Below are 17,764 nucleotides of genomic sequence, written 5' to 3' on the forward strand. Positions count from 1 at the left end.
TGTGACCGGGGTGGCCGCCCAGACTGTGGGCTCTCTCCGTCTCAGCTAGTGAACAGGGCTCGCCCATGTCTCGGACCACCGCGCCCGCGCCGGCCGACCGCAAGGACGGCGCGACCGCACCTGCGGAGGGCCTCGCGCACGGCCTCAAGCAGCGCCATCTCTCGATGATCGCCCTGGGCGGTGTGATCGGCGCCGGACTCTTCGTCGGTTCCGGCGCGGGCATCGCCGCCGCCGGGCCCTCGATCGTGATCGCCTACGCGATCTCGGGCGTCCTCGTGATGCTCGTGATGCGGATGCTCGGCGAGATGTCCGCGGCGAACCCGGCCTCCGGCTCCTTCTCCGTCCACGCCGAGCGGGCCTTCGGCTCCTGGGCGGGCTTCACCTCCGGGTGGGCCTTCTGGTTCCTGCTCTGCGTCGCCGTCGGCCTGGAGGGCATCGGCGCCGCGAAGATCATGACCGGCTGGTTCCCGGGGAGCCCCGAGTGGGCCTGGGTCGCGCTCTTCATGCTGGTCTTCTGCGCCACCAACCTGGCGGCCGTGAAGAACTTCGGCGAGTTCGAGTTCTGGTTCGCCGCGCTCAAGGTCGGCGCGATCGTCCTCTTCCTCGGGATCGGCGTGCTCGCGATCGCCGGCGTCCTGCCCGGCACGGACTCCCCCGGCACCGCGAACCTCACCGGCGACGGCGGCTTCTTCCCGCACGGCTCCGAGGGCCTGATCGTGGGTCTGCTCGCCTCCGTCTTCGCGTACGGCGGTCTGGAGACGGTCACCATCGCGGCGGCCGAGTCGGAGCACCCGGTGCAGGGCGTCGCCAAGGCCGTGCGTACGGCGATGTGGCGGATCGCGCTCTTCTACATCGGCTCGATGGCGGTCATCGTCACCCTCGTGCCGTGGGACGACAAGACGGTCGTCGAGAAGGGCCCGTACGTGGCGACCCTCGACCACCTGGGGATCCCGGCGGCCGGCCAGATCATGAACGTGGTCGTGCTCGTCGCGCTGCTCTCGGCGATGAACGCCAACATCTACGGGGCCTCCCGCATGGCCGGTTCGCTGGTCGCGCGCGGTCAGGGTCCGAAGGCGCTCGGCCGTACGTTCGGCGGCGTCCCGCGCCCGGCGGTGCTCGTCTCCTCCGTCTTCGGCTTCGCCTGTGTGCTGCTCAGCTACTGGCGTCCCGACGACATCTTCGTCTGGCTGCTCAACACGATCGGCGCGATCATCCTGGTCGTCTGGTTCTTCATCGCCGCCTCCCAGCTGGTGCTGCGCCGCCGCACCGAGCGCGAGGCGCCCGAGAAGCTGGTCGTGCGGATGTGGGCCTTCCCGGTGCTGACCTGGGTGGCGCTCGCCGGCATGACGGCGATCTTCGTCCTGATGGCCCGCGAGGAGGGCACACGGGTGCAGCTGTACTGGACGGGCGGCCTGACGCTGCTCCTCGCCGCCGCCGGGTTCGCGCGCCAGAAGTCCGCGGCGGACCGCTCCTCCTGACGTCCCCTCCGCTCCTCCCTCCGCTTCCCGCGAACCCACGGAACCCCCGGACCGCCGCTCGGTCCGGGGGTTCCGTCGTGTCCTGACGAGGCGGCGGACGGGGACACGGGACCTAGGACGAAGGGCTGATCAACTACGGGATGCATCTGCTGCTAGCCTGCACTTGCATATAGGTTGCAATAAGCAGGAGCAGTCGAAGGGGCCGGGCACATGGCGATCTACACACTTCCGGAGCTGCCGTACGACTACGCGGCGCTGGAGCCGGTGATCAATCCGCAGATCATCGAGCTGCACCACGACAAGCACCACGCCGCGTACGTCAAGGGAGCCAACGACACCCTGGAGCAGCTGGAGGAGGCCCGCGACAAGGACCAGTGGGGCGCGATCAACGGCCTGGAGAAAAACCTCGCCTTCCACCTCTCCGGCCACATCCTCCACTCCATCTACTGGAACAACATGGACAGCCCGAAGGACGGGGGCGGCGGCGAGCCGCTGGCCGCCGACGGTGTCGGCGACCTCGCCGACGCGATCACCGAGTCCTTCGGCTCCTTCGCCAAGTTCAAGGCCCAGCTGACCAAGGCCTCCGCGACGACCCAGGGCTCCGGCTGGGGTGTCCTCGCGTACGAGCCGATCAGCGGCCGGCTGATCGTCGAGCAGGTCTACGACCACCAGGGGAACGTCGGCCAGGGCTCGGTCCCGATCCTGGTCTTCGACGCCTGGGAGCACGCCTTCTACCTCCAGTACAAGAACCAGAAGGTCGACTTCATCGAGGCCATGTGGCAGGTCGTGAACTGGCAGGACGTGAACAGGCGCTACCACGCCGCCAAGGCCTCGGTCCCGCTGATCTCCTTCTGACCGGCGGCGCCACCCCGTCGTCCTGCTCGTGATCGTCTTCTCAACCTTCACCGGCGGGCGGAATGACGAAGAACCCCCGTGATGACGTGAATCACGGGGGTTCTTCCCTGTCTGCGGGCGGAGGTCACTCGAAGCTGGGCGCCGCCGTCCGGGTGCGCTTGATCTCGTAGAAGCCCGGGGTCGACGCCACGAGCAGGGTGCCGTCCCACAGCCGGGCCGCCGCCTCGCCGCGCGGGGTCGGGGTGACGACGGGGCCGAAGAAGGCGACCTCGTCGCCCTCGGGGCCGGGGACCGCGATGACCGGCGTGCCGACGTCCTGGCCGACCTTGTCGATGCCCTCCTTGTGGGAGGCGCGCAGCTCGGTGTCGTACGTGTCCTTGTCGGCGTAGTCCGCGAGCTCCCCGGGCAGGCCGACGTCCGTCAGGGCGGCGACGATCGCCTCGCGGGTCGGGCCCTCGCCGTCGTTGTGGAAGCGGGTGCCGAGCGCGGTGTAGAGCTTGCCGACGACCTCGTCGCCGTGCAGCTGCTGGGCGGCGACGACGACCCGGACCGGGCCCCAGGCCTGCGTCTCCAGCATCTCCCGGTACTCGGCCGGGAGCTCGTCGAGCCGGTTCTCGTTGAGCACGGCCAGGCTCATGACCTTCCAGCTGACGTCCACCGGCCGCACCTTCTCGACCTCCAGCATCCAGCGCGACGTCATCCAGGCCCACGGGCACAGCGGATCGAAGAAGAACTCGGCGGTGGTCCTGCTCTCGGACATGTCACTCCTCGGTACGGCCGTCGGAAGGCGGTGCGCCGAAAGGAGCCAACGCCACGGGCCGGTGACCGCATTCCCGTGCACCGGGCGTCAGTGGCACATGGGAGGATCGGTGCTGTTTCGAACGCGCCACGAAGGAGTGACCGTGCCCGGTGAGAATCTGTCCCGCGACGAGGCCCATGAGCGGGCGGCCCTGCTGTCCGTCGACGGGTACGAGGTCTTCCTCGACCTGACGTCGGCGGTCGGCTACTCCGCCGAGGCGGTGCGCACGTTCCGTTCGCGGACGACGATCCGTTTCCGTCGCACCGGCGAGGGCACGAGCACGTTCGTCGACCTGATCGCCCCGGCCGTGGACACGGTCACCCTCAACGGGCGTGCCCTCGACCCGGCGGTCGTCTTCGACGGCTCGCGGATCGCGCTCGACGGCCTCGCCGACGAGAACACGCTCGTGGTGGACGCGCGGTGCGCCTACAGCCGGACCGGCGAGGGCATGCACCGCTTCGTCGACCCCGAGGACGGCGAGGTCTACCTCTACACGCAGTACGAGCCGGCCGACGCCCGCCGGGTGTACGCCAACTTCGAGCAGCCCGACCTCAAGGCCCCGTACCGCTTCTCGGTGACCGCGCCCGAGGGCTGGACGGTCTGGTCGAACGGCGCGGGCGAGCAGGACGCCGAGGGCGTGTGGCGGTTCGCGGAGACGAAGCCGATCTCCACGTACATCACCTGTGTCGTCGCCGGCCCGTACCACTACGTCACCGACACGTACCGGCGCACGCTGGCCGACGGGACCGAGCTCGAGATCCCGCTCGGCGCGATGTGCCGCAAGGGGCTCGCCAGGCACTTCGACGCGGACGACGTCTTCCTGATCACCAAGCAGGGCTTCGACTTCTTCCACGACAACTTCGACTACCCGTACCCCTTCGGGAAGTACGACCAGGCCTTCGTCCCCGAGTACAACCTCGGCGCGATGGAGAACCCGGGCATGGTGACCTTCCGCGAGGAGCTCGTCTTCCGGGGCAAGGTCACGCGGGCCGCGTACGAGGCCCGGGCCAACGTCATCCTGCACGAGATGGCGCACATGTGGTTCGGCGACCTCGTCACCATGGTCTGGTGGGACGACCTCTGGCTGAAGGAGTCCTTCGCGGACTTCATGGGCTCCTTCGTGAACGCCGAGGCGACCCGCTTCACCGACAGCTGGGTGACCTTCGCCAACAACCGCAAGTCCTGGGCGTACCGCGCCGACCAGCTGCCGTCCACCCACCCGATCACGGCCGACATCCGTGACCTGGAGGACGCCAAGCTCAACTTCGACGGCATCACGTACGCCAAGGGCGCGTCGGTGCTCAAGCAGCTCGTCGCGTACGCGGGCCGGGACGCGTTCCTCGAGGGCGCGCGCCGCTACTTCAAGCGCCACGCGTACGGGAACACCCGGCTCGCCGACCTCCTCGCGATCCTGGAGGAGACCTCGGGGCGCGACATGAAGGTCTGGGCGAAGTCCTGGCTCCAGACCTCCGGCGTGAACACCCTGACTCCGGCCGTCACCTACGACGCGGAGGGCCGGATCACCGAGCTCGCCGTCGTCCAGGAGGGCGACGAGCTCCGTCCGCACCGGGCCGCCGTGGGCCTCTACCGGCTCTCCGGCGGGGAGCTCGTCCGGTACGCGCGGGCCGAGACCGACATCACCGGCGCCCGGACGGTCGTCACCGATCTGGCGGGCGCGGAGAAGCCCGACCTGATCCTCGTCAACGACGACGACCTCACCTACTGCAAGATCCGCTTCGACGACGGCTCCCTCGACACGCTCCGGGCGCACCTCGGTGACATCACCGACCCTCTGGCCAGGGCCCTGTGCTGGTCGGCCCTGTGGAACCTGACCCGCGACGGGCTGATGCCCGCCCGGGACTTCGTCGCCGTGGCGCTCGCCCACGCGGGCCGTGAGACCGGCATCGGCGTCCTCCAGATGCTGCACACCTGGACGAGGACGGCCGTCACCCTGTACGCGGCGCCCGAGTGGCGCGAGCAGGGCGGGCGGCTGCTCGCCGAGGGCGGTCTCCGCGAACTGCGCGTGGCCGAGCCCGGCAGCGAGCACCAGCTGACCTGGGCGCGGTTCCTCGCGGCAGCGGCCTCCACCGACGCCGACTTCCAGCTCCTGGAGGGACTGCTCGACGGCACGGCGAAGATCGACGGGCTCGACGTCGACCAGGAGCTGCGCTGGGCGCTGCTCTCCCCGCTCGCCGCGCACGGCCGGGCGGACGAGGCGCGGATCGGCGAGGAGCTGGCCCGGGACGACACGGCGACGGGCAAGCGCCACCACGTCCGCCTGCTCGCCTCGCGGCCCTCGGCCGCCGTCAAGGCGCAGGCCTGGGCCCAGGTCGTCGAGTCGGACACCCTGTCGAACGCGCTGGTGGAGGCGACGATCGCGGGCTTCACCCAGCCCTCGCAGCGTGAGCTGATCGCGCCCTACGCGGAGAAGTACTTCGAGGCGATCGAGCGGCTGTGGGCCGAGCGGTCGATCCAGATCGGCATCCACGTGGTCCGGGGCCTGTTCCCCGCGCTCCAGGACGACGAGGCGACGCTGGCCGCGACGGACGCCTGGCTGGCGGCCCACGGGCCGGCGGCGCCGGCGCTGCGCCGTCTGGTCGTCGAGGCACGGGACGACCTGGCGCGGGCGCTGCGGGCGCAGGCCTGCGACCGTCTCGCGGCGTAGCTCTCCCTGCGGTGGGGGTCGCGGGCCTCGGTCACGCGGCCCCCATCGGCACTCGAACGCGCGTACTTTAGGGCGGGCTTGTCCCTGATTGTCGACGAGCGTGTAACAGGGGTTAGGGGAGCCTTCGGAAGCGGAAGACCCCCGGCATGAACCACAACACCCCCATCACCCCCCGCCCCCTCCCCCTCGCCTCCCGCACCGGCCGGCCCGAACGCCTGGCCTCCGCCGACGAGTTGAGGGCCCGGGGCATCCCCGCCGCCGAGGTCGCCGCCCACTGCCGCCCCGGCGGCTGGCAGCAGCTGCTGCCCGGTGTCTTCCTGCTCCAGCCCGGACCGCCCACGAGCGAGGACCGGCTGCGCGCGGCACTCCTCTACGCCCGCAGGACCGGAGCCGTCCCTCCCCAGGGACCCGAAGCGATGATCACCGGACTCGCCGCGCTGACCCTGCACCGCTTCGCCTCCTCACCCCCGCTCACCGCCCTGGACCGGATCGACGTCCTGGTACCGCGCACCCGGCGGCTGCGCTCGACCGGCTGGGTACGGGTGGTGCGCGCCCCCGAGTCCCCCGAACCGGCGGAACTGGCCGGGATCCCCGTCGCCCCCGTCGCCCGCGCCGTCGCCGACGCGGTGTCCGGGCTGACGGACGGGGAGACGGTACGCCGGCTGCTCACCGAGGCGGTCCGCGGCGGCCACTGCGAACCGGGGGCGGTGGTGCGCGAGTTGAACCGGGCCCGGCTGCTCACCCGGCCGCACGTGGTGGACGCGGTGGACGCGCTGCTCGCCGAGGGACGGGCGCTCTCGGAGCAGCGCCTGTACGAGATGGTGCGGGAGTTCGCCCTCCCGGACCCGCTGTGGAACGTGGACCTGCGCCTGCCGGGCGGCCCCCACCTGGGCGGGGTGGACGCCTACTGGCCCGATCAGGCGGTCGCCGTGGAGCTCGACACCCGGGCCCCGCGGCAGGACGACGACGCGCTCTGGTCCGAGTACACCCGCAAGCGGGAGCACCTGGAGCGGCTCGGCATCACGGTCGTCCACCTCACCCCGCGCAAGCTGCGCGAGGCGATGGACCAGCAGGCCACCGTGGTGCGTACGGCCCTGATGGCCGCGGCCGACCGGCAGCCGCCCGCGTATGTCGTCGTCCTGCCGCGGTGAGGGGCCCGCGGTGAGGGGTCAGTTCAGGGGGACCAGGCCGGACAGGGTCGCCGCGGGCTTCGCGGTGAGGCCCTTGGGGTCGGCGCCCTTCGGGGCCGTACCGCAGAACTCGGCGTCGATGACGCTCTGGGTGTCGCCCGTCCAGTCCGCGTTGAAGTTGGCGGCGAGGGTGTGCCGCCCGTCGCGGGTGGTGTACGCCTCCGAGATGGAGCCGTGGATGCCGCCGCCGTGGCCCCAGATCTCCGTGCCGCAGCCCAGCTTCTGCCAGGAGATCCCGAGACCGTAACGGAACTGCGGATACCCGGGGTCGACCGGCACGGTGGCGGTCAGCTCGTTCATCCCGGACTTCGGGAGCAGCCGGCCCTTCAGGAGGGCGCGGTAGAAGGTCTGCAGGTCGCCGGAGTCGGAGATCATCTCGCCCGCCGCGAGGGCGAGGGAGGGGTTGAGCTCGGTGACGTCGTGGACGGGGTCGCCCGGGTTCGGGGAGAGCGTGGAGTACGCACGGCTACTGGGCTGCGGCACGGTCACCCTGGTGCCGGGGACGCTGGTGGCACGCAGCTTCAAGGGCTTGATGATCCGGTTCTCGACGGCCTTGCCGTACGGGCGTCCGGTGACCTTCTCGATGACCATCCCGGCGAGCACGAAGTTGGTGTTGGAGTAGCTCCAGCCGTCGCCGGGAGCGAACTCCGGCCGGTGGGTCATGGCGACGCCGACGAGCTGCTTGGCGGTCCAGGTGTCGTAGCGGTGCGCGAGAAATCCGGGGCCGAACACCTTCTCCTGGAAGGACGGGTCCTCGGTGTAGCTGTAGATGCCGCTGGTGTGGTTGAGCAGCTGGCGGACGGTGATCTTCCGGCCGTCGTGGCCGTTGCCCCGGACGACGCCGGGCAGCCACTTCTCGACCGGGTCGTCGAGGTCGAGGCGGCCCTCGGCCTGGAGCTGGAGGAGGACGGTGGCGACGAAGGTCTTGGTGATGGAGCCGACGCGGTAGTGGTCATCGCCCTTGCGGTCGCCCGCGGTGCCGGTCCAGCGGCCGTGTCCGTCGCGGGCCTGGGCGACGGCACCGGGCACCCCCGCGTCGACCGCGGCCAGGAGCGCCTCCTGGGTGGCCGCGTGGTCCCGCTGCGAGGCCGGTGCGGGCGCCGCCAGGGCGGGGGTGGCGAGCGCTGTGGCGGTGAGCCCCGCGACCAGGGCGGCGGCGAGGACGGTGCGGGTCGTGCGTACGGCTGACATGCGGGCTCCCCTGTGACTCTGCTGTGCGTGTGCTGCGGTCGGCGGGGAGGACCGCGGGGCCGGCGGGAGGGTTGAGCGGAGTGGGGGTGGTTGAGCGCTTTTCAGCCGTTCGGCAGAGGGGTCAGCCGTTCGACGGATCGGTGAGCCGTGAGCGGCCGACCGGGGGCCGCTCGCGCCACAGGTCGAGGCCGATGTCGACGAGTTCGACCCGGGTCAGGCCGGGGACGGCGTCGAGCGGATGCCAGGCGGCGAGGTCCGTGGAGCCGCCGGTCTCGTTGCGCAGCGCACCGCCGGTGACCTGGGCCTCGTAGATGATCCGCAGCCCCTGGAAGTCGCCGGGGCTCGCGAGGCGCCGCAGCCAGGCGCGCCGGATGGAGTCGATCCCGAGGAGGGCGGTGGGCTCGGTGAGGTAGCCGGTCTCTTCCTCCACCTCCCGGACCACGGTCCGCACGGGCTCCTCGCCGTGGTCCATGCCGCCGCCCGGCAGGGTCCACCGCTTGGTTCCGTCGCTCGCCACCCAGCGGGCGAGGAGCACCTCGCCGTCCCGTACGCACACGGCGTAGGCCGCCACCCTCAACTCCTGCTTCATGAGGAGAGGTTAGAACCAGTACACGGGATACGTCCGGCCCGAGGTGCGGGCGGCTCCGAGGCCGACGGCCACCAGGAGGAGGGAGGCGAGGGCGAGAAGGCCGAGAAACAACCAGAAGGGCGGGGCCTGGAGGGCGACGATCACGGCGGTGGCCGCGGCCGGCGAGTGCGGGGTGCGGGCCGACATCATCACGCCGAGGGCGAGCCCGCCCGCGACGGCGGCGCTCCAGGGGCCGGGACCCGCCACGGCCAGGACGGCGAAGCCGGTGAGGGCGGAGAGCAGCTGGCCCCCGACGACCGAGCGCGGCTGGGACAGCGGGAGATCGGGGGCGCCCGCGACGAGCGCCATGCTCGCCGCGAGGGGCGGGATGAGCAGGGGCTGGTCGAGCACGGTACCGACGGCGACCAGGAGGAGGAGCGCGGCGACGCTGCCGGCGGTGGAGAGGAGCAGGATCCGGGGCCGGGGGCGCGGGGGCGGGCCGGGGCGGGCGGGTGCGGTTCGGGGCGGAACCGGGGCGGTTCCGGCGGCGGTTCCGGTGGCAGCTCCGGCGGCGGTGGCGGTTCCGGTCTCGGGCAAGGTGGTGTCGGGGGCCGGGGCGGTGGTCACGGGCGGTCCTCGGGTGTCGGCGGGCGGCGGGGCGGGGGCGCCCCCAGGGATCAGGAATCGGCCGGATTGGCCGGGGAGTACTCCGGGGGCGACCAGCGCAGGGGGCTGCCCGCCGGGGTCTCGACCGTGCGCTCGACACGGAAGCGGACGAACCGGCCCTCGGGCCCGTACTCCGTGTGCGCGCGGCCGCTGAGCTGGAGGGTGGTGCCAGTCTCCCAGTCGAGGAAGAGCAGGCCGGCGCGGCCGTCGGCCTCCAGGTTGCCCAGGGTCAGGAACATGGCGTTGCCCGGATAGTCGCGCCAGGCGAGTTCCCGGGGCGTGTCGGCCCGGACGAACCCGGGGTTGCCCCCGCGATGGCTGACGTCGACGCCGTCGGGGGCGGCGGTGGCGATGAAGAAGGTGTCCGCCGACCGGACGTGACGCATCTGGGCGGGGGTGAGCGCCTCGCCGTGCTGGACGGTTCCGGTCCCGGGGCGGTCGGGAGCGGAGCCGTACCACTCCCGTTTCTGGAGGTATTTCGGGCAGTTGGAGAAGACCTGTCCGGCCTCGATCGTGAAGCCGCGCGCGCTGGGCCGGGCGGTGCCGTTGAGACGCATGCGGCGGCGGGTGCGGGGGTCGAGGGCGAGAGTGCCGACGGGCGTGCCGGCGGGGGTGAGCGCTCCGGCGAGCGGGTCGTGGGCGGGGACGCCGCCCGCGACGGAGACGGTGCCCGGGCCGGTGGCACGGGCGAAGCCGGGCGCGCCGGTGAGCAGGCTCGACCAGACCCGGTCCCCGGTGTCCGCCGCGCCGATCATCAGCATCGGCTGGGCCTCCAGGAAGGCGGCGGCGACGGGGCGGATGCCGGGGGTGATGGAGCGGCCGACGTGTTCGGCGAGCGCGCGGACGCCCACGCGGTCCTGGACGGCGAGGGAGCCGGGGTTGTACGGATCCATGACGGGCCTCACTGGGGTGCGGGTGCGTGGTTGCGGGTCGGGCCCTGGCCCGGGGGCTCGTGCTTGGTCGCGCCCACCCGTTCCGCCCCGGCGGAAACAGGTGGGCACAACCGGGGGTTCTAGAAGAAACCGCAGGTGGGAGCCGTTTCTGACGGGGCTTCCGCGCCCTCCGCGCCCTTCGGGACCGAGATCTCCAGGCGGGTGCCGTCCGGGTCGTGGAAGAAGATGCCGCCGGAGGCCGCGCCCTCGCGGTGGGCGACGACGCCCTCGTACGCGAAGGAGGCGCCGCGGGCGGTGAGCGCGGCCTCGGCGGCGCGTACGTGGTCGAGGGACTCGGCCTCGAAGGCGAGGTGGTGGAGACCGGCGCGGCCGGCGGCGTAGGCGTCGTCGGCCTGCTGCCAGAGGGTGAGGACGAGGCGGCCGTCCTGGCCGAGGAAGGCGTAGCGACTGTCTCCCTCCGCGCCCCCGCCGAGCGACTCGAAGCCGAGGACCTCGCCGTAGAAGGCGAGGGAGCGGTCCAGGTCGGTGACGTTGAGGCCGACGTGGTGGGTGGCGAGTGTGCCGATCGCGGTCATGGCGGTTCTCTCCCTGGTACGGCCGGCCCCTCTCGGGCTAACCTCTCAATGGGACTTTAGAGGTTAGAAACCAGGAGCGTCAACCGCTCACGTACTCTTGAGGGGTTAGTTCATCGAGGAGGGTGCCGCGCCATGACCGCCATCGACCCCCGGCCGCTCACCGGCGAGCCCGTCTCCCTCGACCTCCTCAACACCCGCTGGAACGAGGAGGGCGTCCGCCAGGACCTCCTCACCGGGATCGAGGGGCTCGCCGTCTGGCTCGCCACCAACGGCCTCGACCGACGGTTCGCCGCCGACGCCGGAACCCTGCGCCACACCCTCACCGCCAGGGACGCGCTCGCCGCGCTCGTCGACCACCCCGGGGACCCCGCGGCGACCGCCCGCGTCGACGCCGTCCTCGGCCACGGCCGCATCCGGGCCACCCTCACCACCGAAGGCCCCGGCGAAGAGGCCGAATTCGCGAACCCCGCCTGGGGCCCCGGCTGGACCGCCGCCCGCGACTACCTCGACCTGCTGCGCACCGCCCCCGACCGCATCCGGGCCTGCGCCCACGAGGCGTGCATCCTGCACTTCTTCGACACCTCACGGAACGGCACCCGCCGCTGGTGCTCGATGGCGGCCTGCGGCAACCGGGCCAAGGCCTCGCGCCACTACGCCCGCACGAAGGACCACTGACGCCCCACCCGTTCACCCAGGTTGGTGGTGATTGGTCCCTGATGGCGTGTCGGCGACGGTGGCGGATGTACGCCATCGACGCATTCCGCCACCTGTCAGCCCTCCACAAATCCCTGTCGTTTACGAAAGGCTGAGCGGTCATCCGGTACCGAAATCCGGACCCTCTCTTTCACAACCAGGGATGTACATGACCCCCCAGAGCTCCATACCCGGGCGCTCGCCCTCCGGGAGACGGGCGGCCCGCATCGCGGCCGCCGCCGGACTCGTCGCCGCGCTCGTCGCGGCCGGTGCCGCCCCGGTCCTGGCCGTCGACGACCCGGCGACCACTCCCCCGGTGAAGGCGACCAAGCCCTCCGACGAGACCGACAAGCTCGGCGCCACCGACGCCCAGCGCCTCACCGAGGCCGAGGTGAGCGGCGACAAGCACGTCACGATCCTCGTCGCCACCGCTCCCGGCGCCACCGAGCAGGTCGCCGGCCAGCTCGACGCCGTCGCCGGCGCCTCCGTCGGCAAGCGTCAGGACGCGCTCGGCTACGTCCGCGCGACCCTGCCGACGGCCAAGGCCGAGGCGGCCATCAAGGCCGCCGTGAAGCTCTCCTCCGTCCAGTCGATCGACCTCCAGGCCGAGATCAAGCTGGACGACCCGACCCCGGACGCGGGCGCGGCGACGGGCGCCGTCGACGGCACCACGGTCAGCCGGACCTACCCGGCCCCGTCGAAGAGCACCCCGGCGAAGAACCCGTACAACCCGTCGCACGAGACGGGCGCGGTCGAGTTCGTCGAGGACCACCCCAAGGCCGACGGCCGCGGCGTGACCATCGGCGTCCTCGACTCCGGTGTCGACCTGGGCCACCCGGCGCTGCAGAAGACCACCACCGGCGAGCGCAAGATCGTCGACTGGGTCACCGCCACCGACCCGCTGACGGAGGGCGACGCCACCTGGCGCGCCCAGATCACCCCCGTCGCGGGCCCCGTCTTCACCGCGGCCGCCCAGAGCTGGAAGGCGCCCGAGGGCTCCTACCAGTGGAGCCGCTTCAGCGAGTCGATCACCGCGGGCGGCGACCCGGCCGGTGACATCAACCGCGACGGCGACACCACCGACGTCTTCGGCATGCTGTACGACCCGGCCGCCGGGACCGTCCGCGTGGACTCCGACCAGAACAACGACTTCACGGACAACGCTCCGATGAAGCCGTACAAGGACGGGTACCAGATCGGCTACTTCGGTACCGACAACCCGGCCACCGAGGTCGTCGAGAAGACGCCGTTCGTCGTCGAGATCCGCAAGGACGTCCCGATGGACCCGCTGGGCGGGACCTGGGTCGGCCAGAAGCGCGACTTCGTCAACATCGGCATCGTCGAGTCCTCGCACGGCACCCACGTCGCCGGCATCACCGCCGCCCACGGCCTCTTCGGCGGCAGGATGAACGGTGGCGCGCCCGGCGCGAAGATCGTCTCCTCGCGCGCGTGCACCTGGACCGGCGGCTGCACCAACACCGCCCTCACCGAGGGCATGACGGACCTCGTCGTCAACCGCGGCGTCGACATCGTCAACATGTCGATCGGCGGCCTGCCCGCGCAGAACGACGGCGACAACGTCCGCTCGCGTCTCTACACGCGTCTGATCGACCAGTACGGCGTGCAGCTGATCATCTCGGCCGGCAACTCCGGCCCGGGCATCAACACGATCGGCGACCCCGGCCTGGCCGACAAGGTCGTCTCGGTCGGCGCGGCGATCTCCCAGTCGACCTGGGCCGCCAACTACGGCTCCGCGGTCGAGAAGAAGTACGCCATGTTCCCCTTCTCCTCGCGCGGCCCGCGTGAGGACGGCGGCTTCACCCCGACCATCACCGGTCCCGGCTCGGCCGTGAACACCATCCCGACCTGGCTGGCCGGCGCCGGCGTCGCCGAGTCCGGCTACGCCCTGCCCGCCGGTTACGGGATGCTCAACGGCACCTCGATGTCCTCCCCGCAGGTCGCGGGCGCGAGCGCGCTGCTGCTCTCGGCCGCGAAGCAGCGGGGCATCGAGCTCTCCCCGCTCACCCTGCGCACCGCCCTCACCTCCACCGCCCAGCGGATCTCCGGTGTCGCGGCCCACGAGCAGGGCTCGGGCCTCATCGACATCAACGAGGCCTGGGACTCGATCAAGGACGGCGCGACCGCCCACGACTACAAGGTCGAGGCCCCGGTCGACACCGCGATCTTCCCGGCCCCCCACACCGGCACCGGTGTGTACGACCGTGAGGGCGGCCTCAAGGTCGGCCAGAAGAAGGTCTACGACGTCACCGTCACGCGGACGAGCGGCCCGAACCGTGCCATCGAGCACGAGCTGGACCTCAAGTACAACGACGGCACCTTCCGGATCCTCGGCGACGACGAGATCGACCTGCCGCTGAACAAGCCGGTCACCGTCAAGATCCAGGCCCGGCCCACCACCGCCGGCGTGCACAGCGTGATCCTGGAGGCCGACGACGAGCGCACCGAGGGCGTCGACAAGCAGATCCTCGCCACCTCGGTCGTCGCGAGCGACCTGGTCGCCCCCGGCTACGGCTTCTCCGCCGCCGGCTCCGTCCAGCGCAACAGCCACAAGTCGTACTTCGTGACCGTGCCGGAGGGCGCCACCTCCCTCGAGGTCTCCCTCGGCGGTCTGAAGTCGAAGAGCCAGACCCGGTTCATCGCGATCCACCCGTACGGCGTGGCCATCGAGTCGACCGCGTCCACCGCGTGCTACCCGCACTACAACCCGGCGAACACCTGCCGCCCGGACCTGCGCTCCTACGCCAACCCGACGCCGGGCGTGTGGGAGATCGAGGTCGAGTCCCGCCGTACGTCGCCGGACCTGGACAACCCGTACACCCTGGGTGTGTCGGTGCTCGGCGCCGCCTTCGACCCGGCCGTGCAGACGGTCGCCGAGGCCAAGGTCGGCACCCCGGCCCCCGTCGAGTGGACCGTCACCAACAAGTTCGCCGGCATCGACGGCAAGCTGAAGGGCGGCTCGCTGGGCTCGGCCAAGGTCGAGACCCCGACCATCCAGCACCACGAGCAGCACACGAAGACCGTCACCATCGGTGAGGGCGTCGAGCGGCTCGACATCGCCATCGGCAACACCTCCGACAAGGCCGCCGACCTCGACCTCACCGTCTCCTTCGGCGGCAAGCAGGTCGGCCAGTCGGCGGACGGCGACTCGGAGGAGTCCGTCTCCCTCGTGAAGCCGGCCGCGGGCACGTACACCGTCGTCATCGACGGCTACGCGGTCCACGCCGAGGGCGGCACCACGTACGACTACAAGGACGTGTACTTCTCGTCCGCGCTCGGCACCGTCCGCGTCGACGGCACCCGGACCTACCCGCTGGCCCAGGGCGCGAGCGCCAAGGTCGCGGCCGAGGTCGTCGTCGCCGGCGCGGCCCCCGAGGGCCGCCGGTTCTTCGGCGAGGTCCAGCTGCTCAACGCCCGCGGCACCGTCGCGGGCTCCGGCAGCGTCCTGATCGGGAACGTCACCCCGTAACACCGCGCGACCAGTGTGGGGCGGGCACCGGAACCGGTGTCCGTCCCTCTCCCGTTCTTCCGCGTGCCGGTCAGCCGGGGTGCGGGCAGCCGACTCCGGCGGACCCCGGAAGCGCCTTCTCCACCCATGCGCGTCCGTACTCCAGATCGTCACGGACCGCTCCGACGTCCTCGCCGAGATCCCCGGGCGGGCGGTCCCCCTCCCGGTGGGTGATCGGCCCCTCTCCGGGGAACCGCGAGACGATGACGAGCATGCGCGTGCCCACCCGGAAGTAGGGATCCGCGGACTCCTCGGCAGGGACGTCCCCGGCCGTGAAGACGAGGCGGGGCTCCCCGGCCGCCGTCCCCGCCGTCCTGGCCTCCTTGGCCTCTTCTTTCTTGTACGTGCGCTCCACGCTCAGGGTGACGCGGACCCCCTGGTCCCCGCCCAGCCGCTCGACCCGGGCCACCGTTCCCTCGGCAATGTCCGTGGCACACGCGACCAGGCCCTCGGCAGTGAGCAGCGCGTCCCCGATCCCCCCGTCCAGCTCCCCGTTGTGAGCCACGAGATACGCCCCCCCGGTCCCCAGAAGGCCCAGCACGGCCACCGCCGCGACCGCGGCGAGCGCCCGCCGCGGAGCACGCCGGCGGCGGGGTCCCGGCGCCGCGGCCGGGGGCGGCGACGCCCCGGCGGCGGGTCCGGTCACCGCCGTGGCGATGAGCCCCAGCTGCTCGCGCAGGGTCTCCACGTCGGCCAGCGCCGCCCGCACGTCGGGGTCCCGCTCGGCCCACTCGGGCAGCGGCTCGCCGGACACCGCCAGTCGTACCGGGTCCCGCTCGTCCCTCTCCACCCTCACACCACCTCGTCCGTGTGCAGCCGGGCGCGCAGCGCGCGCACGGCGGCGTGCAGTCGGCTCTTGACCGTTCCCTCGGGGATCTCCAGCGCCTCCGCGATCTCGGCCACCGGCAGGTCGGCGTAGAAGCGCAGCACCACGACCTGCCGCTGCGGCAGGGGCAGCGCGTCGAGCCCCTGCGCGACCGCCAGCGTCAGGACCCGTGCCTCCTCGACACCCGGCTGCTCCGTGCCCCACGGCCGCAGCGCGGTCAGCCGCTCGTCGAGCCGCTCCCGGCGGCGCCGGTCCCGGTGCCAGTCCACCGCGATGTTCGAGGCCACCACGGCGCACCAGGCGGCGGTGGACCGCAGGGGCTCCCGTCCCTTCGCCCGGGACTCCAGGAGCTTGAGCCGCACCTGCTGCACGCCGTCCTGGAGCTCCGCGTGCGGCACCCCGCCCAGCGCCAGGACCGCTCTCACCCGGTCCACGAGGGCCGCGTCCAGCGGATCGTCCGCCGCATCGTCCGCCGCCGGGCGCCGGGCCTTCCTCACTACCGCCACCGTGCCTCCTTCCCTCCCGCGTCCCCCCTGTGACGCGGAAGCGGCACGAAACGTTCGATCCGGCCCCGGACCCACGTCCGACCTGTGGACAATGGATTGGACAAGGCGCCCCGGGACATACGCATCATGGACCGGCAGCACCCTGCACATACGTACGGAGGAGTCCCCGTGAAGGTCGGAATCGTCGGAGCCACCGGTCAGGTCGGCACAGTCATGCGCAGCATCCTGGCCGAGCGGAAGTTCCCCCTCGACGAGCTGCGGCTCTTCGCCTCCGCCCGCTCCGCCGGCACCGTCGTGGACGGCGTCACGGTCGAGGACGCCTCCACCGCCGACTACACGGGTCTGGACATCGTCCTGTTCTCCGCCGGTGGCGCCACCTCCAAGGCCCTCGCCGAGAAGGTCGCCTCCCAGGGCGCCGTCGTGATCGACAACTCCTCCGCCTGGCGCCGCGACCCCGAGGTCCCGCTGGTGGTCTCCGAGGTCAACCCGCACGCGATCAAGGATCGCCCCAAGGGCATCATCGCCAACCCGAACTGCACCACGATGGCCGCCATGCCGGTCCTCAAGCCGCTCCACCAGGAGGCCGGCCTCACCGCGCTCGTCGCGACCACCTACCAGGCCGTCTCCGGCTCGGGCGTGGCCGGTGTCGCCGAGCTGCGCACCCAGGCGTGTGCCGTGGCGGAGACCGCCGACCAGCTGGCGTTCGACGGCGAGGCCGTCGAGTTCCCCGAGCCCGCCGTCTACAAGCGTCCGATCGCGTTCAACGTGGTCCCGCTGGCCGGCTCGATCGTCGACGACGGCTCCTTCGAGACCGACGAGGAGCAGAAGCTCCGCAACGAGTCCCGCAAGATCCTGGAGATCCCCGAGCTGAAGGTCTCCGGCACCTGTGTGCGCGTCCCGGTCTTCTCCGGCCACTCCCTCCAGGTGAACGTCCGCTTCGAGCGCCCGATCAGCGTCGAGCGCGCCTACGAGCTGCTCAAGGACGCCGAGGGCGTCGTGCTCTCCGAGATCCCGACCCCGCTCCAGGCGGCCGGCAAGGACGCCTCGTACGTGGGCCGCATCCGCGTGGACGAGACCGTCGACAACGGTCTGGCGCTCTTCCTCTCCAACGACAACCTGCGCAAGGGCGCGGCGCTGAACGCCGTGCAGATCGCGGAGCTGGTCGCGGCCGAGCTCAAGGGCTGACCCGTACGACACCACTGAGGGGCGGGGGGGCCGGGGGGGGGCCCCCCCCCCCCGGGGGCCCGGGGGGAATGCCCCGGCGGCGGCCCCCCCCCCCCCGGGGGGGGGGGGGCAAAAGAACCAAACAGCGGGGGGTGGACCGGGGGGCGGG

At 72.0% G+C, this 17,764-nt stretch carries 15 protein-coding genes; 7 read left to right on the top strand and 8 right to left on the bottom strand.

What is annotated here, in order from left to right:
• Positions 1–65 precede the first annotated feature (65 nt).
• The gene (locus tag ACFVYX_RS01320; protein WP_389679202.1) at positions 66–1,478 is read left to right on the top strand and encodes an amino acid permease; all 1,413 of its coding nucleotides are present in this window, start codon (positions 66–68) and stop codon (positions 1,476–1,478) included.
• A gap of 210 nt (positions 1,479–1,688) precedes the next feature.
• A complete protein-coding gene (locus tag ACFVYX_RS01325; protein WP_389679203.1) occupies positions 1,689–2,333 on the top strand; it encodes a superoxide dismutase in 645 nt (214 codons plus the stop codon).
• A gap of 124 nt (positions 2,334–2,457) precedes the next feature.
• Here ACFVYX_RS01325 and ACFVYX_RS01330 read toward each other — a convergent pair whose 3' ends face one another.
• Complete coding sequence (locus ACFVYX_RS01330; RefSeq protein WP_389679204.1) at positions 2,458–3,093, bottom strand: DsbA family protein; 636 nt, start codon at positions 3,091–3,093, stop codon at positions 2,458–2,460.
• A gap of 142 nt (positions 3,094–3,235) precedes the next feature.
• Here ACFVYX_RS01330 and pepN point away from each other — a divergent pair, with 142 nt between their 5' ends.
• Together pepN and ACFVYX_RS01340 are read left to right on the top strand one after the other, a co-directional pair.
• The gene (gene pepN / locus ACFVYX_RS01335) at positions 3,236–5,797 is read left to right on the top strand and encodes an aminopeptidase N (protein ID WP_389679205.1); all 2,562 of its coding nucleotides are present in this window, start codon (positions 3,236–3,238) and stop codon (positions 5,795–5,797) included.
• Between the two features lie 146 nt (positions 5,798–5,943).
• Positions 5,944–6,948, top strand: a complete 1,005-nt coding sequence (locus ACFVYX_RS01340; RefSeq protein ID WP_389679206.1) for a hypothetical protein — start codon at positions 5,944–5,946, stop codon at positions 6,946–6,948.
• Between the two features lie 18 nt (positions 6,949–6,966).
• Here ACFVYX_RS01340 and ACFVYX_RS01345 read toward each other — a convergent pair whose 3' ends face one another.
• From ACFVYX_RS01345 to ACFVYX_RS01365, 5 genes are all read right to left on the bottom strand, one after another.
• Positions 6,967–8,178 (bottom strand): serine hydrolase domain-containing protein, encoded by a 1,212-nt coding sequence (locus tag ACFVYX_RS01345; protein ID WP_389679207.1) that lies wholly within the window; start codon positions 8,176–8,178, stop codon positions 6,967–6,969.
• Between the two features lie 121 nt (positions 8,179–8,299).
• Positions 8,300–8,767 carry an NUDIX hydrolase gene (locus tag ACFVYX_RS01350; RefSeq protein WP_389679208.1) on the bottom strand — a complete coding sequence of 156 codons (468 nt, stop codon included), beginning with the start codon at positions 8,765–8,767 and terminating at the stop codon, positions 8,300–8,302.
• 9 nt (positions 8,768–8,776) lie between these two features.
• Positions 8,777–9,373: an HPP family protein gene (locus ACFVYX_RS01355; RefSeq protein ID WP_389679209.1), complete on the bottom strand. Its 597-nt coding sequence runs from the start codon at positions 9,371–9,373 to the stop codon at positions 8,777–8,779.
• 50 nt (positions 9,374–9,423) lie between these two features.
• The gene (locus ACFVYX_RS01360) at positions 9,424–10,305 is read right to left on the bottom strand and encodes a pyridoxamine 5'-phosphate oxidase family protein (protein ID WP_389679210.1); all 882 of its coding nucleotides are present in this window, start codon (positions 10,303–10,305) and stop codon (positions 9,424–9,426) included.
• A 119-nt stretch (positions 10,306–10,424) separates the two neighbouring features.
• Positions 10,425–10,880 carry a VOC family protein gene (locus ACFVYX_RS01365; RefSeq protein ID WP_389679211.1) on the bottom strand — a complete coding sequence of 152 codons (456 nt, stop codon included), beginning with the start codon at positions 10,878–10,880 and terminating at the stop codon, positions 10,425–10,427.
• Between the two features lie 132 nt (positions 10,881–11,012).
• Between ACFVYX_RS01365 and ACFVYX_RS01370 the strand changes: the two genes are divergently transcribed.
• Positions 11,013–11,555, top strand: coding sequence for a CGNR zinc finger domain-containing protein (locus ACFVYX_RS01370; RefSeq protein ID WP_389679212.1), 543 nt, complete (start codon positions 11,013–11,015; stop codon positions 11,553–11,555).
• A 181-nt stretch (positions 11,556–11,736) separates the two neighbouring features.
• A complete protein-coding gene (locus ACFVYX_RS01375; protein ID WP_389679213.1) occupies positions 11,737–15,060 on the top strand; it encodes a S8 family serine peptidase in 3,324 nt (1,107 codons plus the stop codon).
• A gap of 70 nt (positions 15,061–15,130) precedes the next feature.
• Here the strand turns inward: ACFVYX_RS01375 and ACFVYX_RS01380 are convergent, their stop codons facing one another.
• Together ACFVYX_RS01380 and ACFVYX_RS01385 are read right to left on the bottom strand one after the other, a co-directional pair.
• On the bottom strand, positions 15,131–15,889 hold the full coding sequence (locus ACFVYX_RS01380) for a hypothetical protein (protein WP_389679214.1): 759 nt from the start codon (positions 15,887–15,889) through the stop codon (positions 15,131–15,133).
• A 2-nt stretch (positions 15,890–15,891) separates the two neighbouring features.
• Positions 15,892–16,431, bottom strand: coding sequence for an RNA polymerase sigma factor (locus ACFVYX_RS01385; RefSeq protein ID WP_389679215.1), 540 nt, complete (start codon positions 16,429–16,431; stop codon positions 15,892–15,894).
• A gap of 168 nt (positions 16,432–16,599) precedes the next feature.
• Here ACFVYX_RS01385 and ACFVYX_RS01390 point away from each other — a divergent pair, with 168 nt between their 5' ends.
• Positions 16,600–17,616: an aspartate-semialdehyde dehydrogenase gene (locus ACFVYX_RS01390; RefSeq protein ID WP_389679216.1), complete on the top strand. Its 1,017-nt coding sequence runs from the start codon at positions 16,600–16,602 to the stop codon at positions 17,614–17,616.
• The last annotated feature ends 148 nt before the right edge of the window (positions 17,617–17,764 follow it).

It is taken from the genome of Streptomyces sp. NPDC058326, from assembly GCF_042879855.1.
GTDB lineage: Bacteria > Actinomycetota > Actinomycetes > Streptomycetales > Streptomycetaceae > Streptomyces.